The organism is Pseudomonas sp. B10 (assembly GCF_900156235.1).
Lineage (GTDB): Bacteria > Pseudomonadota > Gammaproteobacteria > Pseudomonadales > Pseudomonadaceae > Aquipseudomonas > Aquipseudomonas siliginis.
In genome coordinates this window covers 2,601,614-2,624,973 of sequence record NZ_LT707063.1, presented here as the reverse complement: position 1 = coordinate 2,624,973, position 23,360 = coordinate 2,601,614, and the positions used below count along the sequence as shown (strand labels likewise).

General features: G+C 59.8%; 18 protein-coding genes and 1 pseudogene. 10 read left to right on the top strand and 9 right to left on the bottom strand.

The features are described 5' to 3' along the window. The first annotated feature begins 382 nt into the window (after positions 1-382). The 3 genes from BXA01_RS11770 to BXA01_RS11760 all read left to right on the top strand — a co-directional run bounded on the left by BXA01_RS11770 (position 383) and on the right by BXA01_RS11760 (position 3,091). Complete coding sequence (locus tag BXA01_RS11770) at positions 383-1,828, top strand: cytochrome ubiquinol oxidase subunit I (RefSeq protein ID WP_076564182.1); 1,446 nt, start codon at positions 383-385, stop codon at positions 1,826-1,828. A gap of 3 nt (positions 1,829-1,831) precedes the next feature. Continuing rightward, positions 1,832-2,839, top strand: a complete 1,008-nt coding sequence (gene cydB, locus BXA01_RS11765; protein ID WP_076564181.1) for a cytochrome d ubiquinol oxidase subunit II — start codon at positions 1,832-1,834, stop codon at positions 2,837-2,839. An 84-nt stretch (positions 2,840-2,923) separates the two neighbouring features. Further along, positions 2,924-3,091, top strand: coding sequence for a DUF2474 domain-containing protein (locus tag BXA01_RS11760; RefSeq protein ID WP_016773090.1), 168 nt, complete (start codon positions 2,924-2,926; stop codon positions 3,089-3,091). A gap of 72 nt (positions 3,092-3,163) precedes the next feature. Here the strand turns inward: BXA01_RS11760 and BXA01_RS11755 are convergent, their stop codons facing one another. Further along, positions 3,164-4,288 carry a methyltransferase gene (locus BXA01_RS11755; protein WP_076564180.1) on the bottom strand — a complete coding sequence of 375 codons (1,125 nt, stop codon included), beginning with the start codon at positions 4,286-4,288 and terminating at the stop codon, positions 3,164-3,166. Positions 4,289-4,462: 174 nt separating this feature from the next. Next, positions 4,463-5,173 (bottom strand): annotated as a pseudogene (locus BXA01_RS11750) (autoinducer binding domain-containing protein). Positions 5,174-5,486: 313 nt separating this feature from the next. On the opposite strand from BXA01_RS11750, the gene BXA01_RS11745 reads away from it, so the two are divergent. After that, positions 5,487-6,263 (top strand): ferredoxin--NADP reductase, encoded by a 777-nt coding sequence (locus BXA01_RS11745; protein WP_076564179.1) that lies wholly within the window; start codon positions 5,487-5,489, stop codon positions 6,261-6,263. Positions 6,264-6,306: 43 nt separating this feature from the next. On the opposite strand, the gene mscL is transcribed toward BXA01_RS11745, so the two are convergent. Next, the gene (gene mscL, locus BXA01_RS11740) at positions 6,307-6,720 is read right to left on the bottom strand and encodes a large-conductance mechanosensitive channel protein MscL (RefSeq protein ID WP_024014404.1); all 414 of its coding nucleotides are present in this window, start codon (positions 6,718-6,720) and stop codon (positions 6,307-6,309) included. Between the two features lie 285 nt (positions 6,721-7,005). Here mscL and katB point away from each other — a divergent pair, with 285 nt between their 5' ends. The 3 genes from katB to radA are packed head-to-tail and all read left to right on the top strand — an operon-like array spanning position 7,006 to position 10,566. Further along, a complete protein-coding gene (gene katB, locus BXA01_RS11735) occupies positions 7,006-8,547 on the top strand; it encodes a catalase KatB (RefSeq protein WP_076564178.1) in 1,542 nt (513 codons plus the stop codon). Between the two features lie 58 nt (positions 8,548-8,605). Further along, a complete protein-coding gene (locus BXA01_RS11730; RefSeq protein ID WP_076564177.1) occupies positions 8,606-9,151 on the top strand; it encodes an ankyrin repeat domain-containing protein in 546 nt (181 codons plus the stop codon). 47 nt (positions 9,152-9,198) lie between these two features. After that, positions 9,199-10,566 (top strand): DNA repair protein RadA, encoded by a 1,368-nt coding sequence (gene radA / locus BXA01_RS11725; protein ID WP_076564176.1) that lies wholly within the window; start codon positions 9,199-9,201, stop codon positions 10,564-10,566. 188 nt (positions 10,567-10,754) lie between these two features. On the opposite strand, the gene BXA01_RS11720 is transcribed toward radA, so the two are convergent. After that, positions 10,755-11,123, bottom strand: coding sequence for a PilZ domain-containing protein (locus BXA01_RS11720; protein WP_039761738.1), 369 nt, complete (start codon positions 11,121-11,123; stop codon positions 10,755-10,757). Positions 11,124-11,282: 159 nt separating this feature from the next. Here BXA01_RS11720 and BXA01_RS11715 point away from each other — a divergent pair, with 159 nt between their 5' ends. The 3 genes from BXA01_RS11715 to yjiA all read left to right on the top strand — a co-directional run bounded on the left by BXA01_RS11715 (position 11,283) and on the right by yjiA (position 14,686). Further along, positions 11,283-13,349 carry a carbon starvation CstA family protein gene (locus tag BXA01_RS11715; RefSeq protein ID WP_076564175.1) on the top strand — a complete coding sequence of 689 codons (2,067 nt, stop codon included), beginning with the start codon at positions 11,283-11,285 and terminating at the stop codon, positions 13,347-13,349. A 15-nt stretch (positions 13,350-13,364) separates the two neighbouring features. Continuing rightward, positions 13,365-13,562 (top strand): YbdD/YjiX family protein, encoded by a 198-nt coding sequence (locus BXA01_RS11710; protein ID WP_003228401.1) that lies wholly within the window; start codon positions 13,365-13,367, stop codon positions 13,560-13,562. Positions 13,563-13,714: 152 nt separating this feature from the next. Further along, a complete protein-coding gene (gene yjiA, locus BXA01_RS11705) occupies positions 13,715-14,686 on the top strand; it encodes a GTPase (RefSeq protein WP_076564174.1) in 972 nt (323 codons plus the stop codon). 123 nt (positions 14,687-14,809) lie between these two features. Here yjiA and BXA01_RS11700 read toward each other — a convergent pair whose 3' ends face one another. The 5 genes from BXA01_RS11700 to morA form a co-directional block, all read right to left on the bottom strand. Further along, the gene (locus BXA01_RS11700) at positions 14,810-15,514 is read right to left on the bottom strand and encodes a GntR family transcriptional regulator (protein WP_076564173.1); all 705 of its coding nucleotides are present in this window, start codon (positions 15,512-15,514) and stop codon (positions 14,810-14,812) included. 18 nt (positions 15,515-15,532) lie between these two features. Continuing rightward, positions 15,533-16,237 carry a FadR/GntR family transcriptional regulator gene (locus BXA01_RS11695; protein WP_016773102.1) on the bottom strand — a complete coding sequence of 235 codons (705 nt, stop codon included), beginning with the start codon at positions 16,235-16,237 and terminating at the stop codon, positions 15,533-15,535. 49 nt (positions 16,238-16,286) lie between these two features. Then, on the bottom strand, positions 16,287-17,600 hold the full coding sequence (locus BXA01_RS11690) for a C4-dicarboxylate transporter DctA (protein ID WP_076564172.1): 1,314 nt from the start codon (positions 17,598-17,600) through the stop codon (positions 16,287-16,289). Between the two features lie 284 nt (positions 17,601-17,884). After that, positions 17,885-19,138, bottom strand: a complete 1,254-nt coding sequence (gene glyA, locus BXA01_RS11680; protein WP_076564171.1) for a serine hydroxymethyltransferase — start codon at positions 19,136-19,138, stop codon at positions 17,885-17,887. Positions 19,139-19,442: 304 nt separating this feature from the next. Further along, a complete protein-coding gene (gene morA, locus BXA01_RS11675) occupies positions 19,443-23,291 on the bottom strand; it encodes a cyclic di-GMP receptor MorA (RefSeq protein WP_041477787.1) in 3,849 nt (1,282 codons plus the stop codon). Positions 23,292-23,360: the final 69 nt, after the last annotated feature.

Below are 23,360 nucleotides of genomic sequence, written 5' to 3'. Positions count from 1 at the left end.
CATCGATCTTTCATGCTGACAATCAGCCCTGTGGTGAGGGGATTTATCCCCGTTCGGCTGCGCAGCAGTCGTCGCTTCGAGATTTTGGGGCCACTGCGCGACCCAACGGGGATAAATCCCCTCGCCACAGGGGAGTGAGGCAACTTGTCACGCGGCAAACCACCACGCAGTTCATTGGCAAAAATGGGACTACTCTTTCAACGTTGCTTGATCCAGATCAAGACCCCGACCGGAACTGATCTGGCGGCCATTTGGCCAGACTCCCTGCGTTGCGATGGTTGCAAAAAAAGAACGAATCCGAATTCGCCGCACTCCATATCCGTGGGGGCAGTGGTGCAGGCCTCCGGGCCAGCTACCCGTATTACCTGACAGAGGAAGCCATATGTTCGGTTTAGAGGCTCTCGATCTCGCCCGAATTCAGTTCGCGTTCACCATCTCGTTCCACATTCTGTTCCCGGCCATCACCATTGGCCTGGCGAGTTACCTGGCGGTGCTCGAAGGCTTGTGGCTGAAGACCCGCAACCACACCTACCGCGATCTCTACCATTTCTGGTCGAAGATTTTTGCCGTCAACTTCGGCATGGGCGTGGTTTCCGGGCTGGTCATGGCTTATCAGTTCGGCACCAATTGGAGTCGTTTTTCCGACTTCGCCGGTGCCGTCACCGGGCCGTTGCTGACCTATGAAGTGCTTACGGCGTTTTTCCTTGAAGCCGGTTTCCTTGGCGTGATGCTGTTCGGCTGGAACAAGGTCGGGCGCGGCCTGCACTTCTTCTCGACGGTGATGGTAGCGATCGGCACGCTGATTTCGACCTTCTGGATTCTCGCCTCCAACAGCTGGATGCAGACCCCGCAAGGCTTTGAAATCGTCAACGGTCAGGTCATCCCCACCGACTGGCTGGCAATCATCTTCAACCCGTCATTCCCTTACCGGCTGATGCACATGGCCACGGCGGCGTTCGTCGCGACGGCGTTCTTCGTCGGTTCGTCGGCGGCCTGGCACCTGCTGCGCGGCAGAGACAACCCGGCGATCCGCACCATGCTGTCGATGGCCATGTGGATGGCGTTGATCGTCGCGCCGATCCAGGCTGTGATCGGCGACTTCCACGGCCTCAATACGCTCAAGCATCAGCCGGCAAAAATTGCTGCGATCGAAGGCCACTGGGAAAACCATGGCGACGAAGCGACGCCGCTGATCCTGTTCGGCTGGCCGGACATGAAAGAAGAGCGCACCAAGTTCGCTGTGGAGATTCCCTACCTCGGCAGCCTGATCCTCACCCACTCGCTGGATAAACAAGTACCGGCGCTGAAGGAGTTCCCACCGGAAGACCGGCCGAATTCGACCATCGTGTTCTGGTCGTTCCGGATCATGGTCGGCCTCGGTTTCCTGATGATTTTCACCGGTTTGTGGAGTCTGTGGCTGCGCAAACGCGACTCGCTGTATACCTCGCGGCCGTTCCTGCATCTGGCCTTGTGGATGGGGCCGTCCGGTCTGATCGCGATTCTCGCCGGGTGGTTCACCACGGAAATCGGCCGTCAGCCGTGGGTGGTCTACGGCCTGATGCGCACTGCCGATGCTTCGTCGAACCACAGCTTCATGCAGATGAGCATCACCCTGATCATGTTCGTCGTGGTCTATTTCGCCCTGTTCGGCGCCGGTCTCGGCTACATGATGCGCCTGGTGCGCAAAGGGCCGAAAATCAGCGAAGGCAGCGAAACACCGGACGGTGGTCCAGGCAAGAAACGCACCCCGGCGCGTCCGTTGTCCGCAGCCGACGACCCGGCCGAGGGCGAGCACGAAGACAACACTCGCTTGACCAAGGAGATTTGACTCATGGGTATTGATCTTCCGCTGATCTGGGCCGTGATCATCATCTTCGGCATCATGATGTACGTGGTCATGGACGGCTTCGACCTGGGCATCGGCATTCTCTTCCCATTCGTGCCCGGCAAGACCGATCGCGACGTGATGATGAACACCGTCGCCCCTGTGTGGGACGGCAACGAAACCTGGCTGGTGCTGGGTGGCGCGGCGTTGTTCGGCGCCTTCCCGCTGGCCTATTCGGTGGTGTTGTCGGCGCTGTACCTGCCGCTGATCTTCATGCTCATGGGCCTGATCTTTCGCGGTGTGGCCTTCGAGTTCCGCTTCAAGGCCAAGGATGAAAAACGTCATCTGTGGGACAAGGCATTCATCGGTGGTTCGATCGCGGCAACGTTCTTTCAGGGCGTTGCGCTGGGTGCGTTCATCGATGGTTTGCCGGTGGTCAATCGCCAGTTCGCTGGAGGTTCACTGGACTGGCTGACGCCGTTCACGCTGTTTTGCGGCGCGGCGCTGGTAGTGGCTTATGCCTTGCTCGGTTGCACTTGGCTGATCATGAAAACCGAAGGCAAGCTGCAGGAACAAATGCACGACCTGGCGCGGCCGCTGGCGTTCGTCCTGCTGGCAGTGATCGGTATCGTCAGCCTGTGGACACCCCTGTCGCATCCGGAAATCGCCTCGCGCTGGTTCAGCATGCCGAATCTGTTCTGGTTCATGCCGGTGCCGATTCTGGTGCTGGTCACCTTGTACGGCCTGATCCGCGCGGTGGCACGTAACGCAAACTACACGCCGTTCCTGCTGACCCTGGTGCTGATCTTCCTCGGCTACAGCGGCTTGGGCATCAGCCTGTGGCCGAACATCGTGCCGCCGTCGATCTCGATCTGGGACTCCGCCGCGCCGCCGCAAAGTCAGGGCTTCATGCTGGTGGGCACGTTGTTCATCATCCCGTTCATCCTGGGGTATACCTTCTGGAGCTACTACGTGTTCCGCGGCAAGGTGACCCATGAAGACGGCTATCACTAATCCCATGCTGGGCTTGCCCTGTGGGAGCGAGCCTGCTCGCGAAGGCGTCCGCAGTGACGCCTTGGCTTATCGGAGATCGATGCAATGACCGGCAAACATTCCCTGCACGACATTGAAGAAGCCGAAAAAAAGCCGCTGTGGCAGCGGCTCGGCTGGTTGGCCCTGATCTGGGTTGGCAGTGTCGGCGTGTTGTTCATCGCCGCCAGCCTGATGCGCATGTTCATGAATGCCGCAGGTTTGACCACCCACTGAAATATCCCGTCCCGGCGCCTTCGGGTATGGACTTGCGACCCTCCTCACGGAGGGTTTTTTTATGCCGCAGATTTATTTGCGCGCTTTGAGGATGACGAATTTCGGCGTGGCCGCCACTTGCTCGACACCACGAAACAGGCGCGCCAGTTTGCTGTGATAGCCCAGATGCCGGTTGCCGACGATGTACAGCGCACCGCCGACCACCAGTGCCTCGCGCGCCTGCTGGAACATGCGCCAGGCGAGGAAATCGCCGACCACCTGTTGCTGATGGAACGGTGGGTTGCACAGCACCACGTCCAGCGACTGCGGCGCCTGCCCGGCCAGACCGTCGCCAGCGCGCACGATGACTTCGCGATCGCCCAATGCCGCGCGCCAGTTCTCGGCAGCCGATTGCACCGCCATGAACGATTCGTCGACCAGCGTGTAATGCGCATCCGGGTTCTGCAAGGCGCTGGCAATTGCCAGAACGCCGTTGCCGCAACCCAGGTCGGCGACTCGCGCGTGGCCAAGGTTCTTCGGCAGATGGGGCAGAAAGGCGCGGGTGCCGATGTCGAGGCCTTCACGGCAGAACACATTGGCGTGGTTGAGCAATTCGATCGCTGGTTCGTCGAGACGATAGCGAGTCGGGTAAGGAGACGTGGCGGGCGCTTTGGTTTCCGGCGTGGCGATCAGCAGTCGGGCTTTCTTGACGGCCAGCGACGCCTGCACCGGGCCAATGTAGCGCTCGAGCAGATCGCCGGCAGCGCGCGGCAGATGCTTGACCATGGCGGCGGCGATCACTTGCGCGCTCGGAGCGAGTTGCCCTTGCAGGCGGATCAACTGCTCTTCCAATAGCGCCAGCGTCTTGGGAACGCGGATCAGCACCCGGTCAAACGGCCCGACCAAAGGCTCACTGGCCGGAATCGGACGGATCGCGTCGAACGCTTGGCCATTGCGCAGCAGATTCTTTTCCAGCCCGACGAAACCGAGGAACGAGTCGCCGCTGCTGCTCACCTCGACCTTGCCCAGCAGGCTGATCGCCAAGGCGCCAAAGCTGTCATTGAGCACCAGCACGCGGGTGCTGCTCTGAGGTTGTTCGCTGGCGAGATGATTGAGCAGGTATTCGTCCGCCGCATCGAAGGCTTGCAGCGGTTCATTCTGCTGTTCAGGCTGGCGGATCAGGTCGAGCTGGGCGAAAGGCGTTTCGAGCAAGGGCATGGGGCGGGGACTCAGGATATTCGGCAGATATCCCGTTGCCGGCAGATGGTGCGACGGGATCCGACCGAGTGGACTGCGATGCAAGCAGGTTGCGTCATCACTCGGAAAGGCCTGAATGGTACGTTTTTTTGCGCGTAAATACTCGCAGGATTACCGTGCGATATCGCTCGTCAGTCAGATAATCCCGGCACGAGCGGCGGCAATCACTGCGGAAATCTTGTTGCAGACGTTGAATTTTTCGATGACGTTTTGTACGTGATAGTTAACGGTGCGTTCGCTCAGGCTGAGGATTCTCGAAATATCGTGAGCGGTTTTGCCCATGGCGGACAATTTCATGATCTCCAGCTCCCGGGACGATAGCCTCGGCTTGCTGGGTTTGGCCGGTGTGGGAACGGTGCGGGCATACAGGTCACTGAAGTGTCGGTTGGCAAAAAACAGATAACCGTAATGCTCATACAGTTCGAGCGGGCTGATCGGGCAGTGGGTTCGAGCCAGACTGATGATGCTGCACAAACCGCTGGTTTCGTCATGAAAGGCCTGCGACCAGCCATGCTGCAGCCCATTCTGTTTCAACGCCTGCCACAACTCGGGTGCATCGTTGAAGACTCTTTCTTCCCATACGATGGGTAATATTGAGTGATTGCAATGCGCTATTACCGGATCAATATTGCGGAAGTTCTCTTTGTTGTACTGGATGTTCCATTCTTTTGGATAGTTATTGATTTGCAAGGCATTCAGGTGGACATCACGATGAGGGGACGTCACTGCTATTGCACACTAGTTAAAGCCCAGATTCTCGGCAAATCTCAGCAGTATCGGGTACGCCGCTTCAATGCCTTTGGCAAATGTCAGTTGTTTCAATTGTGATTCCTTCCACGTTTCCATGAACTTTGCCTCTGTATCTTGATATCGGGGTGCGGAATGGATCCAAAAGATCCGGCACGAATCGAAGTGTAGGATCTTTCCTGCGAAACGCCTTACATTTTTTCGAGATTGAAACTTTGATGTTTTTTATAAAGTGTTCTTAGCAATACGCGCTGTTATATTTTAACTGCCATCTTAAAGTTATTACTCTAGATCTAACATTGACATCACATCGAATGTGCAGCGCTGATTCTGTCAATATCATTACCAATGGCAGGTGTTTGGCAGCGCGGTTTTGCGGGACACTGTAGGCAATCGTTTCAAGGAGTGCCTCATGACTGCCAGTGCCGAGAAGTACACCACCCAGACCTTGCTCGATGTGCAAACGTTGACGCCGAACCTGTTCACGCTGCGCACCAGCCGCGACCCCGGCTTTCGCTTTCGTGCCGGCCAGTTCGCCCGGCTGGGCGTGACCAAGGCCGATGGCAGCACGGTCTGGCGCGCCTATTCGATGGTGTCGTCGCCGTTCGATGAGTTTCTCGAGTTCTTTTCCATCGTCGTGCCGGGCGGCGAATTTACCAGTGAGCTGAGCCGGCTCCAGGTCGGCGATAGCCTGATGGTCGAGCGCCAGGCGTTCGGCTATTTGACGCTGGATCGTTTTGTCGACGGCCGTGACCTGTGGTTATTGTCGACCGGCACCGGGGTGGCGCCGTTTCTGTCGATCCTGCAGGACTTCGAGGTCTGGGAGAAATTCGAGCGAATCATTCTGGTTTACAGCGTGCGGGAGGCGCGGGAACTGGCTTATCAGGAGTTGATCGCCGGGTTGGCGCAACGTGACTATCTGAGCGAATACGCCCACAAGCTGCAATTCATCCCCACTGTGACCCGCGAAGCGCATCCAGGCGCGCTGCAGGGCCGGATTACCACGCTGATTGAAAACGGCGAACTGGAACGCGCGGCGGGCGTTGATCTCTCGCCAGAGCATTCGCGTGTGATGCTGTGCGGCAATCCGCAGATGATCGACGACACCCGCGCCTTGCTGAAACAGCGCGACATGCGCCTGAGCCTGACGCGCAAGCCGGGGCAGGTTGCGGTGGAGAATTACTGGTAACAAACGGCACCCGCGGGTGCCGTTTTGACGAGTACCGAATGCCTCAGGGCCGCTCGTTCTGCGCCTTGAGCAGGTCGCGAATTTCGCCCAGCAGTTGCTCTTCCTTGCTCGGGATCGGCGGCGCGGTCGGTGCTACGGCTTCTTCGCGCTTGAGGCGGTTGATGGCTTTGACACCCATGAAAATCGCGAAAGCGACAATCACGAAATCCAGCACCGTCTGCAGGAATTTGCCGTAAGCCAGCACCACTGCGGGCGCATCGCCCTGGGCGGCTTTGAGCGTGACAGCCAGATCACTGAAGTCCACCCCACCGATCAACAGGCCGATCGGCGGCATGATCACGTCGCCGACAAACGACGAAACTATCTTGCCGAACGCCGCGCCGATGATGATACCGACGGCCATGTCGACCACATTGCCTTTGACCGCGAAGGCCTTGAACTCGCTAAGCACGCCCATAGTTATTTCCTTGTTACAGATGAGTTTGGTGTAGGCAGTGTAAATCAGCGAAACGCCTCCTGCGCGAAACACCTTCTTACAATGCCCGTTTTTATCGACACATCGATTGACGATTAGTTTGCAAATTGCCAGCAATCGCGCGCGGAATACGCGCTAACCCGCTGACGGGAAAGCCAATTTCTTCAATCATGGTGTTACGTTCTTTCTATTTATGTTCTGCGGCACAGGCCTCTAGCCTTGGTGTGGCGCACCTGGATGCGCCCAATAAAACCAGAGGAACCTGATATGACATCCACTCCTGGACTGGGGGCTTTTCCCTTCCGCCGCACCTTCGGCGTACTGACTGCCGGGCTGCTGACCTTTTCGGTCAACGCCGCTCCGCTGACCCGCGATAACGGCGCGGCAGTCGGTGACAATCAGAACTCGCAAACTGCCGGCGCCAACGGCCCGGTGCTGCTGCAGGATGTGCAACTGATCCAGAAGCTGCAGCGCTTCGATCGTGAGCGCATTCCCGAGCGCGTCGTACATGCACGCGGCACTGGCGCTCACGGCACCTTCACCGTGACCGATGACCTCAGCGACCTGAGCAAGGCCAAGGTGTTCGCCGCAGGCCAGAGCACGCCGGTATTCGTGCGTTTCTCGGCGGTGGTGCATGGCAACCACTCCCCGGAAACCCTGCGTGATCCGCGCGGCTTCGCCACCAAGTTCTACACCGCGGACGGCAATTGGGATCTGGTCGGCAACAACTTCCCGACCTTCTTCATCCGTGATGCGATCAAATTCCCGGACATGGTGCACGCCTTCAAGCCCGATCCGCGCACCAACCTCGATGACGATTCGCGCCGGTTCGATTTCTTCTCCCATGTACCGGAAGCCACCCGCACACTGACCGAGTTGTATTCCAACTACGGCACTCCGGCCAGTTACCGGGAGATGGATGGCAATGGTGTTCATGCCTATAAGCTGATCAATGCCAAGAATGAAGTTCACTACGTGAAGTTTCACTGGAAGAGTCTTCAAGGCATCAAGAACCTCACGCCAAAACAAGTCAGCGAAGTTCAGGGTCAGGATTACAGTCATATGACCAACGACTTGGTGAGTAATATCAACAAGGGTAACTTTCCGAAGTGGGACTTGTACGTGCAAGTTCTCAAGCCACAGGATTTGTCCAAGTTTGATTTCGATCCATTGGATGCAACCAAGATCTGGCCGGGTATTGCCGAGCGCAAAGTTGGACAAATGGTCTTGAACCGTAATCCAGCCAATGTCTTCCAGGAAACTGAACAAGTTGCCATGGCACCGGCCAACGTAGTTCCGGGTATCGAACCTTCGGAAGATCGTTTGTTGCAGGGCCGAGTGTTCTCTTATGCCGATACGCAGATGTATCGCCTTGGTGCCAACGCTCTGCAATTGCCGATCAACGCACCGAAAATCGCAGTGAACAATGGCAATCAGGATGGCGCGATGAATTTTGGCGCCAGCCAGTCCGGCGTCAACTACCAGCCAAGCCGCCTGCAACCGCGTGAAGAAACGCCAGCGGCGCGTTACAGCCAGTCGGCGCTGGCGGGCAGCACGCAGCAGGCGAAGATCCAGCGTGAGCAGAACTTCAAGCAGGCAGGTGATCTGTATCGCTCGTACAGCAAGCAGGACCGTCGCGACTTGATCGACAGCTTCGGCGGCTCGCTGGCCACCACCGATGACGAGAGCAAGCACATCATCCTGTCCTTCCTGTACAAGGCTGACCCCGAGTACGGCAGCGGTGTGACCGAAGTGGCCAAGGGCGACCTCAGCCGTGTGAAAGCACTGGCGGCCAAACTGACCGACTGATAGCGATGCGGCGCACGCGAGGGCCTGTCCGGCCTCGCGTGCGCTCAAGGAGAGCCCGATGCGTATTTTTCTTTTATGCCTGGCCGGGTGCCTGTCGTTCAGCGCGTGGGCGGCACCGGTCGAGCAAAGCCCCGAGGCAATCAAGGCGCAGTTGCAGGATTACTATTTCGACGCCGCACGGCGTGGCGACGTGCCGATGCTCGAGACCTTTATCGAGTCCGGCTATTCCCTCGATACCCGCGACAGCAAGGGTTACACCGCGCTGATTCTGGCGGCCTATCACGGTCAGGCGCCGGCGGTTGAACGCCTGCTCGCCGCTGGCGCAGATGCCTGTGCTCAGGACCAACGCGGTAACACGGCGCTGATGGGCGCGATATTCAAAGGCGAATTACAGATCGCCCGACGCCTGATGGCCACCGATTGCAGCCCCGACCAGCGTAACGGCGCCGGGCAGACAGCGGCGATGTACGCCGGGCTGTTCAAGCGTCTGGAATTGCTTGATGCGTTGAAAGCCAAGGGCGCTGACCTCAATGCCGAGGATCCGCTGGGCAACAGTGCCGCACGTCTGGCCAGCGGAGAAATCCGCACCGCTGCGCCGCGCTGATCGGCGATGGCTGCGTTATCATCGCGTCTTTTGTTCCGGGGGTTCTGATGGCCAAGGCCAAGCGCATGTACGGCTGCACCGAGTGCGGCGCAACCTTTCCCAAGTGGGCCGGGCAGTGCGGTGAGTGCGGTGCCTGGAACACCCTGACCGAAACCATGATCGAAAGCGGCGGCGCCACGGCCCCTGCCGGGCGCACCGGTTGGGCAGGGCAGCAGGCACAGATCAAGACGCTCGCCGAAGTCAGCATCGAAGAGATTCCACGTTTTTCCACCGCCTCCGGTGAGCTTGATCGCGTACTCGGCGGCGGGCTGGTCGATGGCTCGGTGGTGCTGATCGGCGGTGATCCGGGGATCGGCAAATCGACAATCCTGCTCCAGACCCTGTGCAATCTGGCCAAGAGCATGCCGGCGCTGTACGTCACCGGCGAAGAATCCCAGCAGCAGGTGGCGATGCGCGCCCGCCGTCTCGGTCTGCCGCAGGATCAGCTGCGGGTGATGACCGAAACCTGCATCGAAACCATCATCGCCACTGCCCGCCAGGAAAAGCCCAAGGTCATGGTGATCGACTCGATCCAGACCATTTTCACCGAACAACTGCAATCGGCCCCGGGCGGCGTGTCGCAGGTGCGCGAAAGTGCGGCGTTGCTGGTGCGTTACGCCAAGCAGAGCGGCACGGCGATCTTCCTCGTCGGCCACGTCACTAAAGAAGGTGCGCTGGCCGGTCCGCGTGTTCTGGAACACATGGTCGACACGGTGCTGTATTTCGAAGGTGAATCCGATGGTCGTCTCCGTCTGCTGCGCGCGGTGAAAAACCGTTTCGGCGCGGTCAACGAATTGGGCGTGTTCGGCATGACCGACAAGGGCCTGAAAGAAGTCTCCAACCCATCGGCGATTTTTCTCACCCGCGCTCAGGAAGAAGTCCCGGGCAGTGTGGTCATGGCGACATGGGAAGGCACCCGGCCGATGCTGGTGGAAGTGCAGGCGCTGGTCGATGACAGCCATCTGGCCAACCCGCGTCGGGTGACGCTGGGCCTGGATCAGAACCGATTGGCTATGTTACTCGCGGTGTTGCACCGCCACGGCGGGATTCCGACCCACGATCAGGACGTGTTCCTCAACGTGGTCGGTGGCGTGAAGGTGCTGGAGACGGCGTCGGATCTGGCGTTGATGGCGGCGGTGATGTCGAGTTTGCGCAACCGGCCGCTGTCCCATGACCTGCTGGTGTTCGGCGAAGTCGGCCTGTCTGGCGAAGTGCGCCCGGTGCCGAGCGGGCAGGAGCGGTTGAAGGAAGCGGCCAAGCATGGCTTCAAACGCGCGATCGTGCCGAAGGGTAATGCACCGAAGGAAGCGCCTCCCGGCTTGCAGATCATCGCCGTGACGCGTCTCGAACAGGCTCTCGACGCATTGTTTGAGTGAACGCCGAACCTCTGTGGTGAGGGGATTTATCCCCGTTGGGGCGCGTAGCGGCCCTGAAAAAACGGGTCTGCTGCGCAGCCCAACGGGGATAAATCCCCTCGCCACATAAATCCCCTCGCCACATAAGTCCCTTCACCACATAGATCCCCCTCACCACAGGGCATTCCAATTCGGGGTTGGGGGTGGCGCTAGATTTCGATCAGGGCACCCAGTTCGCGCTCCAGCTCGGCCTCATCCGCCAGATTCAGTTCGATCAAGCGGCGCAGGCGCTGGATCGATTCCAGGCTGATGTGCCGGCAGATGAACCCCAAGTGGCCGTTTTCCTCATGGGCCAGATGCACATCCATCTCGATATCGACGTCTTCGCTCAGATGAATGTCGACGAAGAAGTCCTGGTCTTTATCCCCGAGCCACGGCTCCGGTCGCTCGATCAGCAGGCCCTTGAGCGACAGGTCGATCAGTTTGACCGGCCAGATGTACTCGCCCTGTTTCAGCTCGGTTCGGGCATCGAACGCAATACGTTTGAAACGACGTCGATTGGCAGGGTGCTCGCTCATGGCGCAATCCTCATGAAGGTTCGCTGACTATAGACCGCGAATGCGGGCGTCAGCCAATCGCTCAAGCGTCTAGACCTATGTCGGGGTATGGCCTTTGGCGCCGTAAGCGCTAAACTCGGGGTGGCTGTCTTTCTTGTCCACCCTGGCTGGAATAATAAAATGAAAAATAATAATAGCCTGCTGCGCCACTTACCCTGGCTCGTGCTGGCAATCGTAGGAGCGTGCGCCCTGGGCGTAGTGGCATTGCGCCGCGGCGAGGCGATCAACGCCTTGTGGATTGTGGTCGCTGCCGTGGCCATTTATCTGGTTGCGTACCGTTACTACAGTCTGTTCATCGCCAACAACGTGATGCAACTGGATCCGCGTCGGGCCACCCCCGCCGTGCTCAACAACGATGGTCTGGACTACGTGCCGACCAACAAACACATTCTTTTCGGTCACCACTTCGCGGCCATCGCTGGCGCGGGGCCACTGGTCGGTCCGGTGCTGGCGGCGCAGATGGGGTATCTGCCTGGCACACTCTGGCTGATAGCCGGTGTGGTGCTGGCGGGCGCGGTGCAGGACTTCATGGTCCTGTTCATGTCGACCCGACGCAACGGCCGTTCCCTGGGCGACATGGTGCGTGAAGAGATGGGCCGGATTCCCGGGACCATCGCACTGTTCGGCTGCTTCCTGATCATGATCATCATCCTCGCGGTGCTGGCGCTGATCGTGGTCAAGGCCCTGGCCGAGAGCCCGTGGGGCATCTTCACCGTGATGGCGACTATCCCGATCGCGATGTTCATGGGCATCTACATGCGCTACATCCGCCCGGGCCGCATTGGCGAAATCTCCGTGGTCGGTGTGTTGCTGCTGCTCGGTTCGATCTGGCTGGGCGGGCAGATCGCTGCCGATCCGGTATGGGCCAAAGCCTTCACCTTCACCGGTGTGCAGATTACCTGGATGCTGGTGGGCTATGGTTTCGTCGCTGCATCGCTGCCGGTCTGGCTGATTCTGGCGCCACGTGACTACCTGTCGACCTTCCTCAAAATCGGCACCATCGTCGCCCTGGCGATCGGCATCCTGATCACCATGCCCGAGCTGAAAATGCCGGCGTTGACCCAGTTCGTCGATGGCACCGGGCCGGTGTGGAAGGGCGGTCTTTTCCCGTTCCTGTTCATCACCATCGCTTGCGGTGCGGTTTCCGGTTTCCACGCGTTGATCTCGTCGGGCACCACGCCGAAGCTGCTGGATAACGAAACCAACGCCCGCTACATCGGTTACGGCGGCATGCTGATGGAATCGTTCGTAGCGATCATGGCCATGGTTGCCGCTTCGGTGATCGAGCCGGGCGTGTACTTCGCCATGAACAGCCCGGCCGCAGTTGTCGGCAGTGACGTCGCTTCGGTGGCGCAGGTTGTCACGAGCTGGGGCTTTGCGATTACGCCGGAAGCGTTGCAAGCGGTTGCCCACGACATCGGTGAAACCACCATTCTGGCTCGCGCCGGTGGTGCGCCGACCCTGGCGGTCGGTATCGCGCAGATCCTGCACAGTGTCCTGCCGGGTGAAAACACCATGGCGTTCTGGTACCACTTCGCGATCCTGTTCGAAGCGCTGTTCATCCTCACCGCTGTGGACGCCGGCACCCGTGCCGGGCGTTTCATGCTGCAGGATCTGCTCGGCTCCTTCGTACCTGCGCTGAAGCGCACCGAATCCTGGACCGCCAACCTGATCGCCACCGCCGGTTGTGTGGCGATGTGGGGCTGGTTGCTGTATCAGGGCGTGATCGATCCACTGGGCGGCATCAACACCTTGTGGCCATTGTTCGGCATCTCCAACCAGATGCTCGCCGGTATCGCGCTGATGCTCGGCACCGTGGTCCTGATCAAGATGAAGCGCCAGCGCTACATCTGGGTCACCCTGTTGCCGGCCACCTGGCTGTTGATCTGCACTACCACTGCTGGTTTCATCAAGCTGTTCGACGCCAACCCGGCGATCGGCTTCCTGTCCCTGGCCAAGAAGTACAGCGATGCGCTGGCCAACGGTCAGGTGCTGGCTCCGGCGAAAAGCGTCGAGCAGATGCAGCACGTGATCTTCAACGCCTACACCAACGCCACACTCACCGCGCTGTTCCTGTTCGTGGTGTTCAGCATCCTGTTCTATGCGCTCAAGGTCGGCATCGCCGCCTGGGGCAAAAAAGAGCGTACGGATAAAGAATCGCCATTCCAGGCCCTGCCGGATGCGTAACCAGAGGATTGCAGCATGTTCAATGACCTGAGTCGCCTCGGTAAATACCTCGGTCAGGCCGCGCGCCTGATGGTCGGCATGCCCGACTACGACACCTACGTCGAGCATATGCAAACCAAACACCCGGACAAACCGGTGATGAGCTACGAGATGTTCTTCCGCGAACGTCAGGAAGCCCGTTACGGTGGCAAGGGTGGGCCGAAGTGCTGTTGAGCTGACAGCCTGCGGTTGAGGTAATCCCCTGTGGAAGCGAGCCTGCTCGCGAATACGGAGTGTCAGTTGATGAAGGATTTGACTGACACACCGCTTTCGCGAGCAGGCTCGCTCCCACATTTGTTTTTGTGTTCTTTTCAGGAGATCGGGTTTTGTCTTCTCCCATTCCGGTAACGGTCCTCAGCGGTTTCCTCGGCGCCGGCAAGACCACCTTGCTGCGTCATTTATTGAAAGCCGAGCACGGCCTGAAAATCGCCGTGATCGAAAACGAATTCAGCGACGCCGGCATCGACACTCAGTTGCTGGGTGACGAGCCGGTGCAAGTCATGACCCTGGCCAACGGCTGCGTCTGCTGCACCATTCACACCGACCTGACCAAGGCGCTGTACTTGTTGCTCGAGCGCCTGGACAGCGGCGAGATCGCCTTCGATCGTCTGGTGATCGAGTGCACCGGTCTCGCCGATCCGGCACCGGTGGCGCAGACCTTTTTCATCGATGAAGAGCTGCGCGAGCGTTACCTGCTCGACGGCATCATCACCCTGGTCGACGCCGCCCACGCCGACGTGCACCTGACTCAGACCATCGCCCAGGCGCAGATCGGTTTCGCCGATCGCTTGCTGGTGAGCAAGACCGATCTGGTCGATGAGCCGACGCTCACCGCGCTGAGCGAGCGCCTTACGCGAATCAACCGCCGCGCGCCGATCCGTGTGGTCGAGCATGGCAACATCGATCTGGCTGAATTGCTGGATGTACGCGGCTTCAACCTCAATGCTGACCTCGGCGGCGGTCTGAGCCTGCGTCCGGTGAGCAAGGCACCGTCGATCGATCGCATCTCCAGCCTGGTGCTGCGCACCGATCAGGCGCTGGATATCGATCAGCTCAGCGAGTTCATGAACGAACTGCTGGAAGAGCACGGCAAGCAATTGCTGCGCTACAAAGGCGTGTTGAATATTGCCGGGGAAGATCGGCGGCTGGTTTTTCAGGGTGTGCTGAAACTCTATGGTTTCGACTGGGACACCGAATGGGCCGAGGGCGAGACGCGCGAGAGTGTGATCGTGTTTATTGCCGATGACTTGCCGGAAGAGAAGATTCGAGCGGGGTTTGCCAGGGTAGCTTCTGACTGATGATTTTTCGGTGTCAGCGCTGACGCCATCGCGGGCAAGCCCGCTCCCACAGGTTTATTGGTGTACCCACAATCTGTGAGCGACAAATAACCCTGTGGGAGCGGGCTTGCCCGCGATGACGATTTAACGCACAACACAATGTTGAAAGGTTGTGCCCAGCAGCGTCTGCTCAAGATGATCCAGATGCCGATCCATCAACATGCCGGCTTTGGAAACATCACCTCGCTCCACAATCTCAACCAACGCCAAATGCTCCTGCCATGCGCAACAGCTTCGCGTCGAGCCCTGACTTCGCGCAATCGCCAGCGACGTCAGCGGCACCAGACTGCGCAGAAAATGCGCCAGCGGCAGATTTCCCGCCATTCGTGCCAATTGCAAATGAAACTCCCCCGATAACCGAATCGCCGCCCCCCGACGATCCTGCTCGACGGCGCGCTTCTCGCGCTCTATCAACGTGCGCAAGCATTTCAAATCGTCTGGCTGCGGACGCTGACACGCCAATCGCACCAACGTGCTCTCAGCCAGCCGTCGCGCATGCAAGGTCTGCCGGATCAGTTCCCGATCAGGCGCGGCCACTCGTGGTCGATGATTGGCGCGCAACACCACGATCTGCTCATGGAACAACTGCGTCAGCACCCGCCGCACATCGGCGCGGCTGGCGCTGAACATCGCTTGCAGACTGTGCTCGGTAAACCGGCTGTCTTCATCGATACGCTGTTCGAGGATCGCGTCGAACAGTCGCGGATACAGATCCTCCGTCGGCGTGCCCAGGCGAGAGACGGGCAGGGCGGTCGAATGCGCATGCGAGGCTGAAGCAAAACTGTTCATGGCCGTTCTCCTGGCAAATCAGGTGGGCAGGTTGTCGTCCGGAATGTTCAGCTCAACGCCCATGCGCTGGCCTTCGCGCAGAATGTGCCGACGCATCTCGGCGCTGGCCTGAGCGCTGTTCTTGCTGCGAATCGCGCGGACCACCGCTTCGTTTTCTTCCAGGCGTTCGGCCAGATGTTCCGGTGAATTGCGCAACACTTCGGCACTTTGCTTGAGCGCGTTGCTGGTCTGCTGCACCACGCTCTGGAAAATCGGGTTCGAGGTCAGCGTGAACAACTCTTCGTGGAAGGCGATGTAGGCGCTGACCCCGGCTTCACTGTCACCGGCCTCGAGGGCTTCGCGCATGTCCATCAGGGTCAGGCGCAACTGGCCGACTTCCTTGCTGCTGATCGATTGTGCAACCAGCCCGACGATGAACGGCTCGAGGGTGTAGCGCAGTTGCAGCACATCTTCGAGGCTGGCGCCGGCCACCGCGCTGTCGTGGCTCTGGCTGTCGCTGAGTTGCGCATCGAGGACGACCACGCCTTTGCCCGGCATCGAGCGCACCAGGCCGAGTGTTTCCAGCACGATCACCGCTTCGCGCAGGCTCGGCCGGCTGATGCCCAGTTGTTCGGCCAGTTCGCGCTGGCCCGGCAGCATGTCGCCGGAGCGCCACTGGCCTCGGGCCAACGCGGCGCGGAGTTTTTCCACCACTGAATTGACGACGGTTGAAGTTGTAATCACGTATTGGCTCCCTGCGCCGTGCCTGCGCATTGGCAGGCACGGCACTCATTCAGAATTCTTTGGCCGCCGCCGGAGCGACGGTTTTTCGCGGTTGAAAGTTATAGCCCTGCTCGCCGTTGAGCACCTTGTTCGCGCGCTGCACGTCGATGTCCTTTTCCCAGCGGGCGATGGCCACGGTGGCGACGCAGTTGCCGATCAGATTGGTCAGCGCGCGGCCGATGCCCATGAACCAGTCCACGGCCAACACCAGCACCAGACCGACTACAGGAATCGCCGGGATCGCCGTCAGCGTCGCGGCGAGAATCACCAGCGCCGAACCGGGAATGCCGTGGGCGCCTTTGGAGGTGATCAGCGACACCAGCAGAATCGTCAGCAAATCGGTCATCGCCAGTGGCGTGCCGGTGGCGTTGGCGATGAACACGATGGCCAGGGTCAGGTAGATCGAGAAACCGTCGAGGTTGAACGAATACCCGGTCGGGATCACCAGACCGACCGTCGAGCTGCCAATACCGAGGTGTTCGAGCTTGCGCATGATCTGCGGCAGCACGGCGTCGGAAGAGGCGGTGCCCATGACGATCAGCAGTTCTTCCCGCAGGTACTTGAGCAGCGGCCACATGCGCAGGCCGGAGACGCGCATCACCAGACCGAGGATCAGCGCGACGAAGGCGACGCAGGTCAGGTAGAACAGACCGACCAGACTGCCCAGGTGCTGCAACGAATCGAGGCCGTATTTGCTGGTGGTGAAGGCGATGGCGCCGAATACGCCGATCGGCGCCAGCCGTACGATCATGCCCATGATGCGGAAGATCACGTGGCTGAGTTCGTTGATCAGCCGCGAAATCCCGGAAGCCGCTTCGCCAACCAGATTCAGTGCACTGCCGAACAGCACCGAGAACAGCAGCACTTGCAAGATATTGTTGTCAGCGAAGGCACCGATCACCGAGGTCGGGATCAGATCCATCAGAAATTGCGTGGTGGTGTGTATGTGCTGGCCGCGCTCGGCGAGATCGCCCATGTCGGCGCTGGAGAGCTGCTCCAGATGAATGTTCGCGCCGCTGCCAATGCCTGTGCTGAAGGCGAACACCAGGCCGATCACCAGAGCGATGGTGGTCAGCACTTCAAAGTAGATCACCGATTTGAGGCCAATGCGCCCGACCTTCTTCAGATCGCCCGCGCCGCTGATGCCGCTGACCACCACGCAGAACACGATCAGGCCAATCAGCATCTTGATCAGTTTGATGAAGCCATCGCCGAGCGGTTTGAGCTGAGCGGAGTATTCAGGAAGGGTCAGCCCGCAGACGATGCCGAGCATCAGTCCGAGAACCACTTGAAGGAAGATTGAACGCGAGCACCATCTGAGCATGGGAGGAATCCTGGGTCGGTGTCCTGGCTGCCGCACGCGTTGCGCATCGGATGCAGGACTTAATTATTGTGGTCTTACCGGTATGTCCAGTGCAGGCGCAGTCTAGGCTTGGTTTTTTCCTGATTACAAGAGGAAAACATGAAATTGGCATGACCGGTCTGACCAGCGGCCAAAGCCGCGTCTAGGAGCTGCCGCAGGCTGCGATCTTTTGATCTTTTCAACAGGCGAAAAAAAACCGGCCAATCACTTGGCCGGTTTTTCATGCTGCTGGTTTAACGTCGCGATTAAGCGCCGTACACCGGCAGTTTCTTGCAGATGGCTTTGACTTTCTCGCGAACGGCGTCGATCACCGCTTCGTTGTTCAGGTCAGCCAAGATGTCGCAGATCCAGCCGGCCAGCTCTTTGCACTCAGTCTCTTTGAAACCGCGAGTGGTGACAGCCGGAGTACCGAAGCGCAGGCCGGAAGTCACGAACGGCGAGCGTGGATCGTTCGGCACGGAGTTCTTGTTCACGGTGATGAACGCTTTGCCCAGAGCGGCGTCAGCGTCTTTACCGGAGATGTCCTGCTTGATCAGCGACAGCAGGAACAGGTGGTTTTCAGTACCGCCCGAAACCACGTCGAAACCGCGTGCGATGAACACTTCGGCCATGGCCTTGGCGTTCTTCACCACTTGTTGCTGGTAAGCCTTGAACTCAGGCTGCAGCGCTTCCTTGAAGCAGATCGCCTTGGCCGCGATCACGTGCTCCAGCGGGCCACCCTGGGCGCCCGGGAATACTGCGGAGTTGAGCTTCTTCTCGATCTCGGCGTTGGCACGGGCCAGGATCAGACCGCCACGTGGACCGCGCAGGGTCTTGTGGGTGGTGGTGGTCACGACGTCGGCGAACGGCACCGGGTTCGGGTACACACCAGCGGCAACCAGACCGGCGACGTGAGCCATGTCGACGAACAGGTAAGCGCCGACCTTGTCAGCGATTTCGCGGAAGCGCGGGAAGTCGAGGATCTGCGAGTAGGCAGAGAAACCGGCAACGATCATTTTCGGCTTGTGCTCGACCGCCAGGCGCTCGACTTCGTCGTAGTCGATCAGGCCGTTGGCATCGATACCGTATTGAACGGCGTTGTACAGCTTGCCCGAGGAGGAAACGCTGGCGCCGTGGGTCAGGTGACCACCATGGGCCAGGCTCATGCCCAGAATGGTGTCGCCACCTTGCAGCAGAGCCAGGTAAACAGCAGCGTTGGCTTGGGAACCGGCGTGCGGCTGAACGTTGGCGTAATCGGCGCCGAACAGTTCCTTGGCACGGTCGATGGCCAGTTGCTCAACCACGTCAACATATTCGCAACCACCGTAGTAACGCTTGCCCGGATAGCCTTCGGCGTACTTGTTGGTCAGGACCGAGCCTTGAGCTTCCATCACCGCTGGGCTGGTGTAGTTTTCCGAAGCGATCAGCTCAATGTGTTCTTCCTGACGCTGAGCTTCTTGCTCCATGGCGGCAAAAAGGTCGGCGTCGTACTTGGCAATAGTCAAATCACGGCTGAACATGGCGGTCCTCAAGGATCGGGGGGCAGAAAAGGGGGGCATTCTAACCCAACCGCTTTTGGATGACATATGAAACGACGTCATGTCGCAGACAAGTGGCGTTCATGACAGATGTGCGGTGCTTTTGCCGGCCCCTTCGCGAGCAGGCTCGCTCCCACATTGATCGTTCCCACGCTCTGCGTGGGAATGCAGCCCGTGACGCTCCGCGTCACCTGCCGAAGCGGACGCAGAGCGTCCAGTGAGGCATTCCCACGCGGAGCGTGGGAACGATCGAAGGCTGCGATCTTTTCGGGCGCGCCGCAGATGTTCAGTCGAACATGAACAGCGCGTCGTTACAGAACTGCGCTTCAAACCGTCCCGCCGGCATCGGCCGGCCGAACAGATATCCCTGCACCTCATCGCAACCATGCTCACGCAGGAAGTCCAGCTGCTCGTGAGTCTCCACACCCTCGGCAATCACCGCAAGATTCAGGCTGTGGGCCATGGCGATGATCGCCCGGGCGATCTGCGCGTCCTGTTCGCCGGACGGCAGGCCGTCGACGAAGGTGCGGTCGATCTTCAGCACGTCGATCGGGAATTGCTTGAGGTAGTTCAGCGATGAATAACCGGTGCCGAAGTCATCGACTGCGATGCTCAGACCAAGGTTTTTCAGCCCGGCAAGAATCTGCATCGCCTCGCTGACTTCGCGCATCAGGATGCTTTCGGTCAGTTCCAGCTCCAGACACGCCGGCGGCAGGCCGGTTTCGCGCAGGATCGTCGCGATTCGCGTGCCCAACTGGCCGTCGGAGAACTGCCGTGCGGAAATGTTCACCGACACCTTCGGCACCCGCACCCGTTGCTGGTGCCAGGTTTTCAGCTGTCGACAGGCCTCGCTGATGACCCAGTCGCCAACGTCCACCACCAGGCCGAGCTCTTCCAGCACCGGAATGAAATCACCCGGCGGCACCAGCCCGCGACGCGGATGTCGCCAGCGCAGCAGCGCTTCGGCGCCGGTCAGGCGCTTGCCGTCGCCACTGAACTGCGGCTGGTAATACAGGACGAATTCGTTCTGCTCCAGCGCATGGCGCAGATCGCTTTCCAGTTCCAGACGCTCCAGCGCACTGGCGTTCATGTCGGCCTGATAGAACTGGAAGTTGTTCTTGCCGCGTTCCTTGGCGTGGTACATCGCCGTGTCGGCGTTCTTCATCAACTGGCTGAGTTCGTTGCCGTCCTGCGGACTCAGGGCGATGCCGATACTAGCGGTGACGAAGAACTCGCGGCCCTCGAGCACGAACGGCCGCACCAGGCTGGCGAGAATCTGCTCGGCGACATGAATCGCCCGGTTCAGCGCCAGTTCGCGATTGGAGCGATGCTGCAGCAGCAAGGTGAATTCGTCGCCGCCCATGCGCGCCACGGTGTCGTCGTCATCGACGCAGGCCAGCAGGCGCGTGGCCATGTCCTTGAGCATGCGGTCGCCGGCGGCGTGGCCGAGGGAGTCGTTGATCGGTTTGAAACGGTCGAGGTCGAGGAACATCAGCACCACCCACGACTTCTGCCGTTCGGCCGCTTGCAGCGCGGTGTGCAGACGATCCTGGAACAGCGTGCGGTTCGGCAGGTGGGTGAGGGCGTCGTAATAGGCGAGGCGGTGGATGCGCTGCTCGCTGGCCTTGCGCTCGCTGATGTCGCTGAAGAAACACACGTAACTGGCCAGATCGCCCTCGTCGTCGAGCACGGCAGTAATGCCGACCCACGCCGGGTAATGCTCGCCGTTACGGCGCTTCATCCACACTTCGCCTTCCCAGGTGCTGTGCTCGTGCAACTGCTTGAGCACGTAGCGCAAGTGCGCGTCCTGCTGCTCGTCGACGGTGAGCATGTTCGGCAACTGGTCGAGCACTTCGCCGACGCTGTAGCCGCTGACCCGACTGAACGCTTCGTTGGCCTGGACGATGTAGCCGGCCGGGTCGGTGATCAGGATCGCCGAAGTCGAGTGCTCGAATACCGTAGCGGCCATGCGCAGATCTTTTTCGGCACGGCGCTGCTGACTGATATCGCGGCCGACGCCGAGCACGCCTTCGAACGCGCCGTGTTCGTCCCACACCAGCACCAGGCGCAGTTCGATCGGAATCTTGCGACCGTCGGCGCGCAGGCAATCGAAGAGGAACAGCTGCGTTTGCACCTGACTGCGCAGCAATGCCAGTTGCTCGGGCTTGTCCAGCGCCTTGCTGACGCGGTCCATCAGCACATGAATGCCGTTCAGTTGCCCGGGATTGGCGATGATCGATTGCCAGCCGTTCTGGAAGATCCATTCGGCGTTGTAACCGAGCACGGCCTGCACCGAGGGGCTGACGTAGTTCAGCGAGAGCTTGCTGTCGGTGGAGAAAATCACGTCGCTGATGCTTTCGGCGAGCATGCGGTAACGCTGCTCGCTGTCACGCAACGATTCGCTGGCCTCGATCTGTTCGGTGATGTCCTTGGCCACGCCGATGATGCGCGTGACCTGATCGTGCTTGTCCCGCGCCAGTGCCTGTTCACGAATGTCGAAGCGCCGCCACTTGCCGTCGCGATGACGGAAGCGCAGTTGGCATTGCAACAGCTGGCTGTAACCGGCGTGGCGCTGCAACTGCCGCGAGCGATGGTAATAGTCGGCGTCTTCCGGGTGCAGGAGGATTTCCCAGAAGTATTCGCCCATCTGATGCAGTTCAGTGCGGTTGTAGCCCAGGGTCTGGCCGAGGTGGTGGTTGCTGAAAATCATCCGCTGGCTGATCACGTCCTGCACATACAGATGATCGGGCACGGTGCGCACCACGTCCGACCAGAAGCCTTCGCGCTCCAGCAACGACAGCTCGATCAGCTTGCGGCTGGTGATGTCGTTGATGCTGAGGATCACCGCTTTATAGTCGTGCTGCTCGCTCGGCAGGCGCAAAACCATCCACAGATGCTGGTCGCGACCGTTGCTGTTGGGCAGTTTGATTTCCAGTTCCAGCTGTTTCTGCTGCTGCAGGACGGCGTCGAGGATCTGCTGACCGATCGCGCACTGCGGATGGCGCTGGCCATCGATCAGCAGTTGCCAGGCATCGTCGCAGGAGTGCACATCGAGCAGTTGCAGGGCGACCTGGTTGACTTCGGTGACGCGCATTTCCGCGAGCAACTGCTGGCGCTGCTGCGGTTGGTCGAGCCAGGCCTTGAGCTGGTCGCTGGTCTGGATCTGCGCCTTGTCGAACATCTGCTTGAGGCCGGACAGGTCAAGCACGCACAAGGCCACGCCGGTGCCTTCGAAAATATCCTGATAACGCCGCCGGCCTTCATGTACCTGGCGCTGGCGCCGACGCATGTTCAGCAGTGCAATCACCGGCAACATCGAGAACGCCAGGCCGAGCAGGCATTTGCCGATGAACGCCGGCAGCAGTTCTTCGAGTACGCGCTGGCGGTCGAACAGCCCGCGCAGTTGCCAGTCGCTGCTGCTCAGCGGCACGGTCAGCACGGTGTTGGCGACATCGTCAGGCGTCAGCCCGCCAGCCTTGGCCGAGGGCAGCCCTGCTTCGCGGCTGATGATCTGGTGATTGAGGCGGTTTTCCACCAGCCACAACGGGCGCAGGGCGGTGGCGTCCTGTTTGGTCAGCGAATCGAAGAAGGTTGGCGTCAGGCGCAAGGCCCAGTAACCGCGACTGCTGCCGCTGGCCTGATGCAACAGCAGGTGCACCACCGAGCCGTCATCGGCATTGCTGAAATAATGCGCCTGAGCGCGACTGCGACGCACCAGTTCGGTCAGGTAATCGGCGTCGGAACTGTCGGTGGCGCTGTCGCTGATGATGCGGCCGGAGGGCGAGAGCAGGGCCATGCTGCGCAGGTCGGGCAGCGAGCGTTGCAACTTGCGCAGGAGCATCTGCTGTTCGTCGGCGGTTTGCGGTTGTTCGACGATCGGTAGCAGATTGAGGGCGATTTGCGCATTCAGCGCCATGTTCAGGCTGACCTGAGCGGCGAGGTCGGCGGTGTAGTCGATGGTGTATTGGCGCTGATTTTTCTGAGTTTCGCGCAATTGATCGAGCAGTTGCCAGAACAGCAACGCGAGCAATAACAGCACGAGGGTGGCCAGCGCACCCTTTAATGTCCCGCGCAGGGGCGAGCCGGGCGCCGGTGGGGTGCTGCTCACAGAGGCTGGCGGAGTGACATTGGTCAAGCTGTGATCCTGCGATTTGGCTGGACTGGCGCGACGTGCACTATAAGCCGGACGCCCGAAGGGCGGCTA

What these genes read in the sequence shown, in the direction of transcription:
- BXA01_RS11770 (WP_076564182.1), top strand. Translation starts at nt 383, where the DNA reads ATGTTCGGTTTAGAGGCTCTCGATCTCGCCCGAATTCAGTTCGCGTTC.
- cydB (WP_076564181.1), top strand. Translation starts at nt 1,832, where the DNA reads ATGGGTATTGATCTTCCGCTGATCTGGGCCGTGATCATCATCTTCGGC.
- BXA01_RS11760 (WP_016773090.1), top strand. Translation starts at nt 2,924, where the DNA reads ATGACCGGCAAACATTCCCTGCACGACATTGAAGAAGCCGAAAAAAAG.
- BXA01_RS11755 (WP_076564180.1), bottom strand. Translation starts at nt 4,288, where the DNA reads ATGCCCTTGCTCGAAACGCCTTTCGCCCAGCTCGACCTGATCCGCCAG.
- BXA01_RS11745 (WP_076564179.1), top strand. Translation starts at nt 5,487, where the DNA reads ATGACTGCCAGTGCCGAGAAGTACACCACCCAGACCTTGCTCGATGTG.
- mscL (WP_024014404.1), bottom strand. Translation starts at nt 6,720, where the DNA reads ATGGGCGTGCTTAGCGAGTTCAAGGCCTTCGCGGTCAAAGGCAATGTG.
- katB (WP_076564178.1), top strand. Translation starts at nt 7,006, where the DNA reads ATGACATCCACTCCTGGACTGGGGGCTTTTCCCTTCCGCCGCACCTTC.
- BXA01_RS11730 (WP_076564177.1), top strand. Translation starts at nt 8,606, where the DNA reads ATGCGTATTTTTCTTTTATGCCTGGCCGGGTGCCTGTCGTTCAGCGCG.
- radA (WP_076564176.1), top strand. Translation starts at nt 9,199, where the DNA reads ATGGCCAAGGCCAAGCGCATGTACGGCTGCACCGAGTGCGGCGCAACC.
- BXA01_RS11720 (WP_039761738.1), bottom strand. Translation starts at nt 11,123, where the DNA reads ATGAGCGAGCACCCTGCCAATCGACGTCGTTTCAAACGTATTGCGTTC.
- BXA01_RS11715 (WP_076564175.1), top strand. Translation starts at nt 11,283, where the DNA reads ATGAAAAATAATAATAGCCTGCTGCGCCACTTACCCTGGCTCGTGCTG.
- BXA01_RS11710 (WP_003228401.1), top strand. Translation starts at nt 13,365, where the DNA reads ATGTTCAATGACCTGAGTCGCCTCGGTAAATACCTCGGTCAGGCCGCG.
- BXA01_RS11700 (WP_076564173.1), bottom strand. Translation starts at nt 15,514, where the DNA reads ATGAACAGTTTTGCTTCAGCCTCGCATGCGCATTCGACCGCCCTGCCC.
- BXA01_RS11690 (WP_076564172.1), bottom strand. Translation starts at nt 17,600, where the DNA reads ATGCTCAGATGGTGCTCGCGTTCAATCTTCCTTCAAGTGGTTCTCGGA.
- glyA (WP_076564171.1), bottom strand. Translation starts at nt 19,138, where the DNA reads ATGTTCAGCCGTGATTTGACTATTGCCAAGTACGACGCCGACCTTTTT.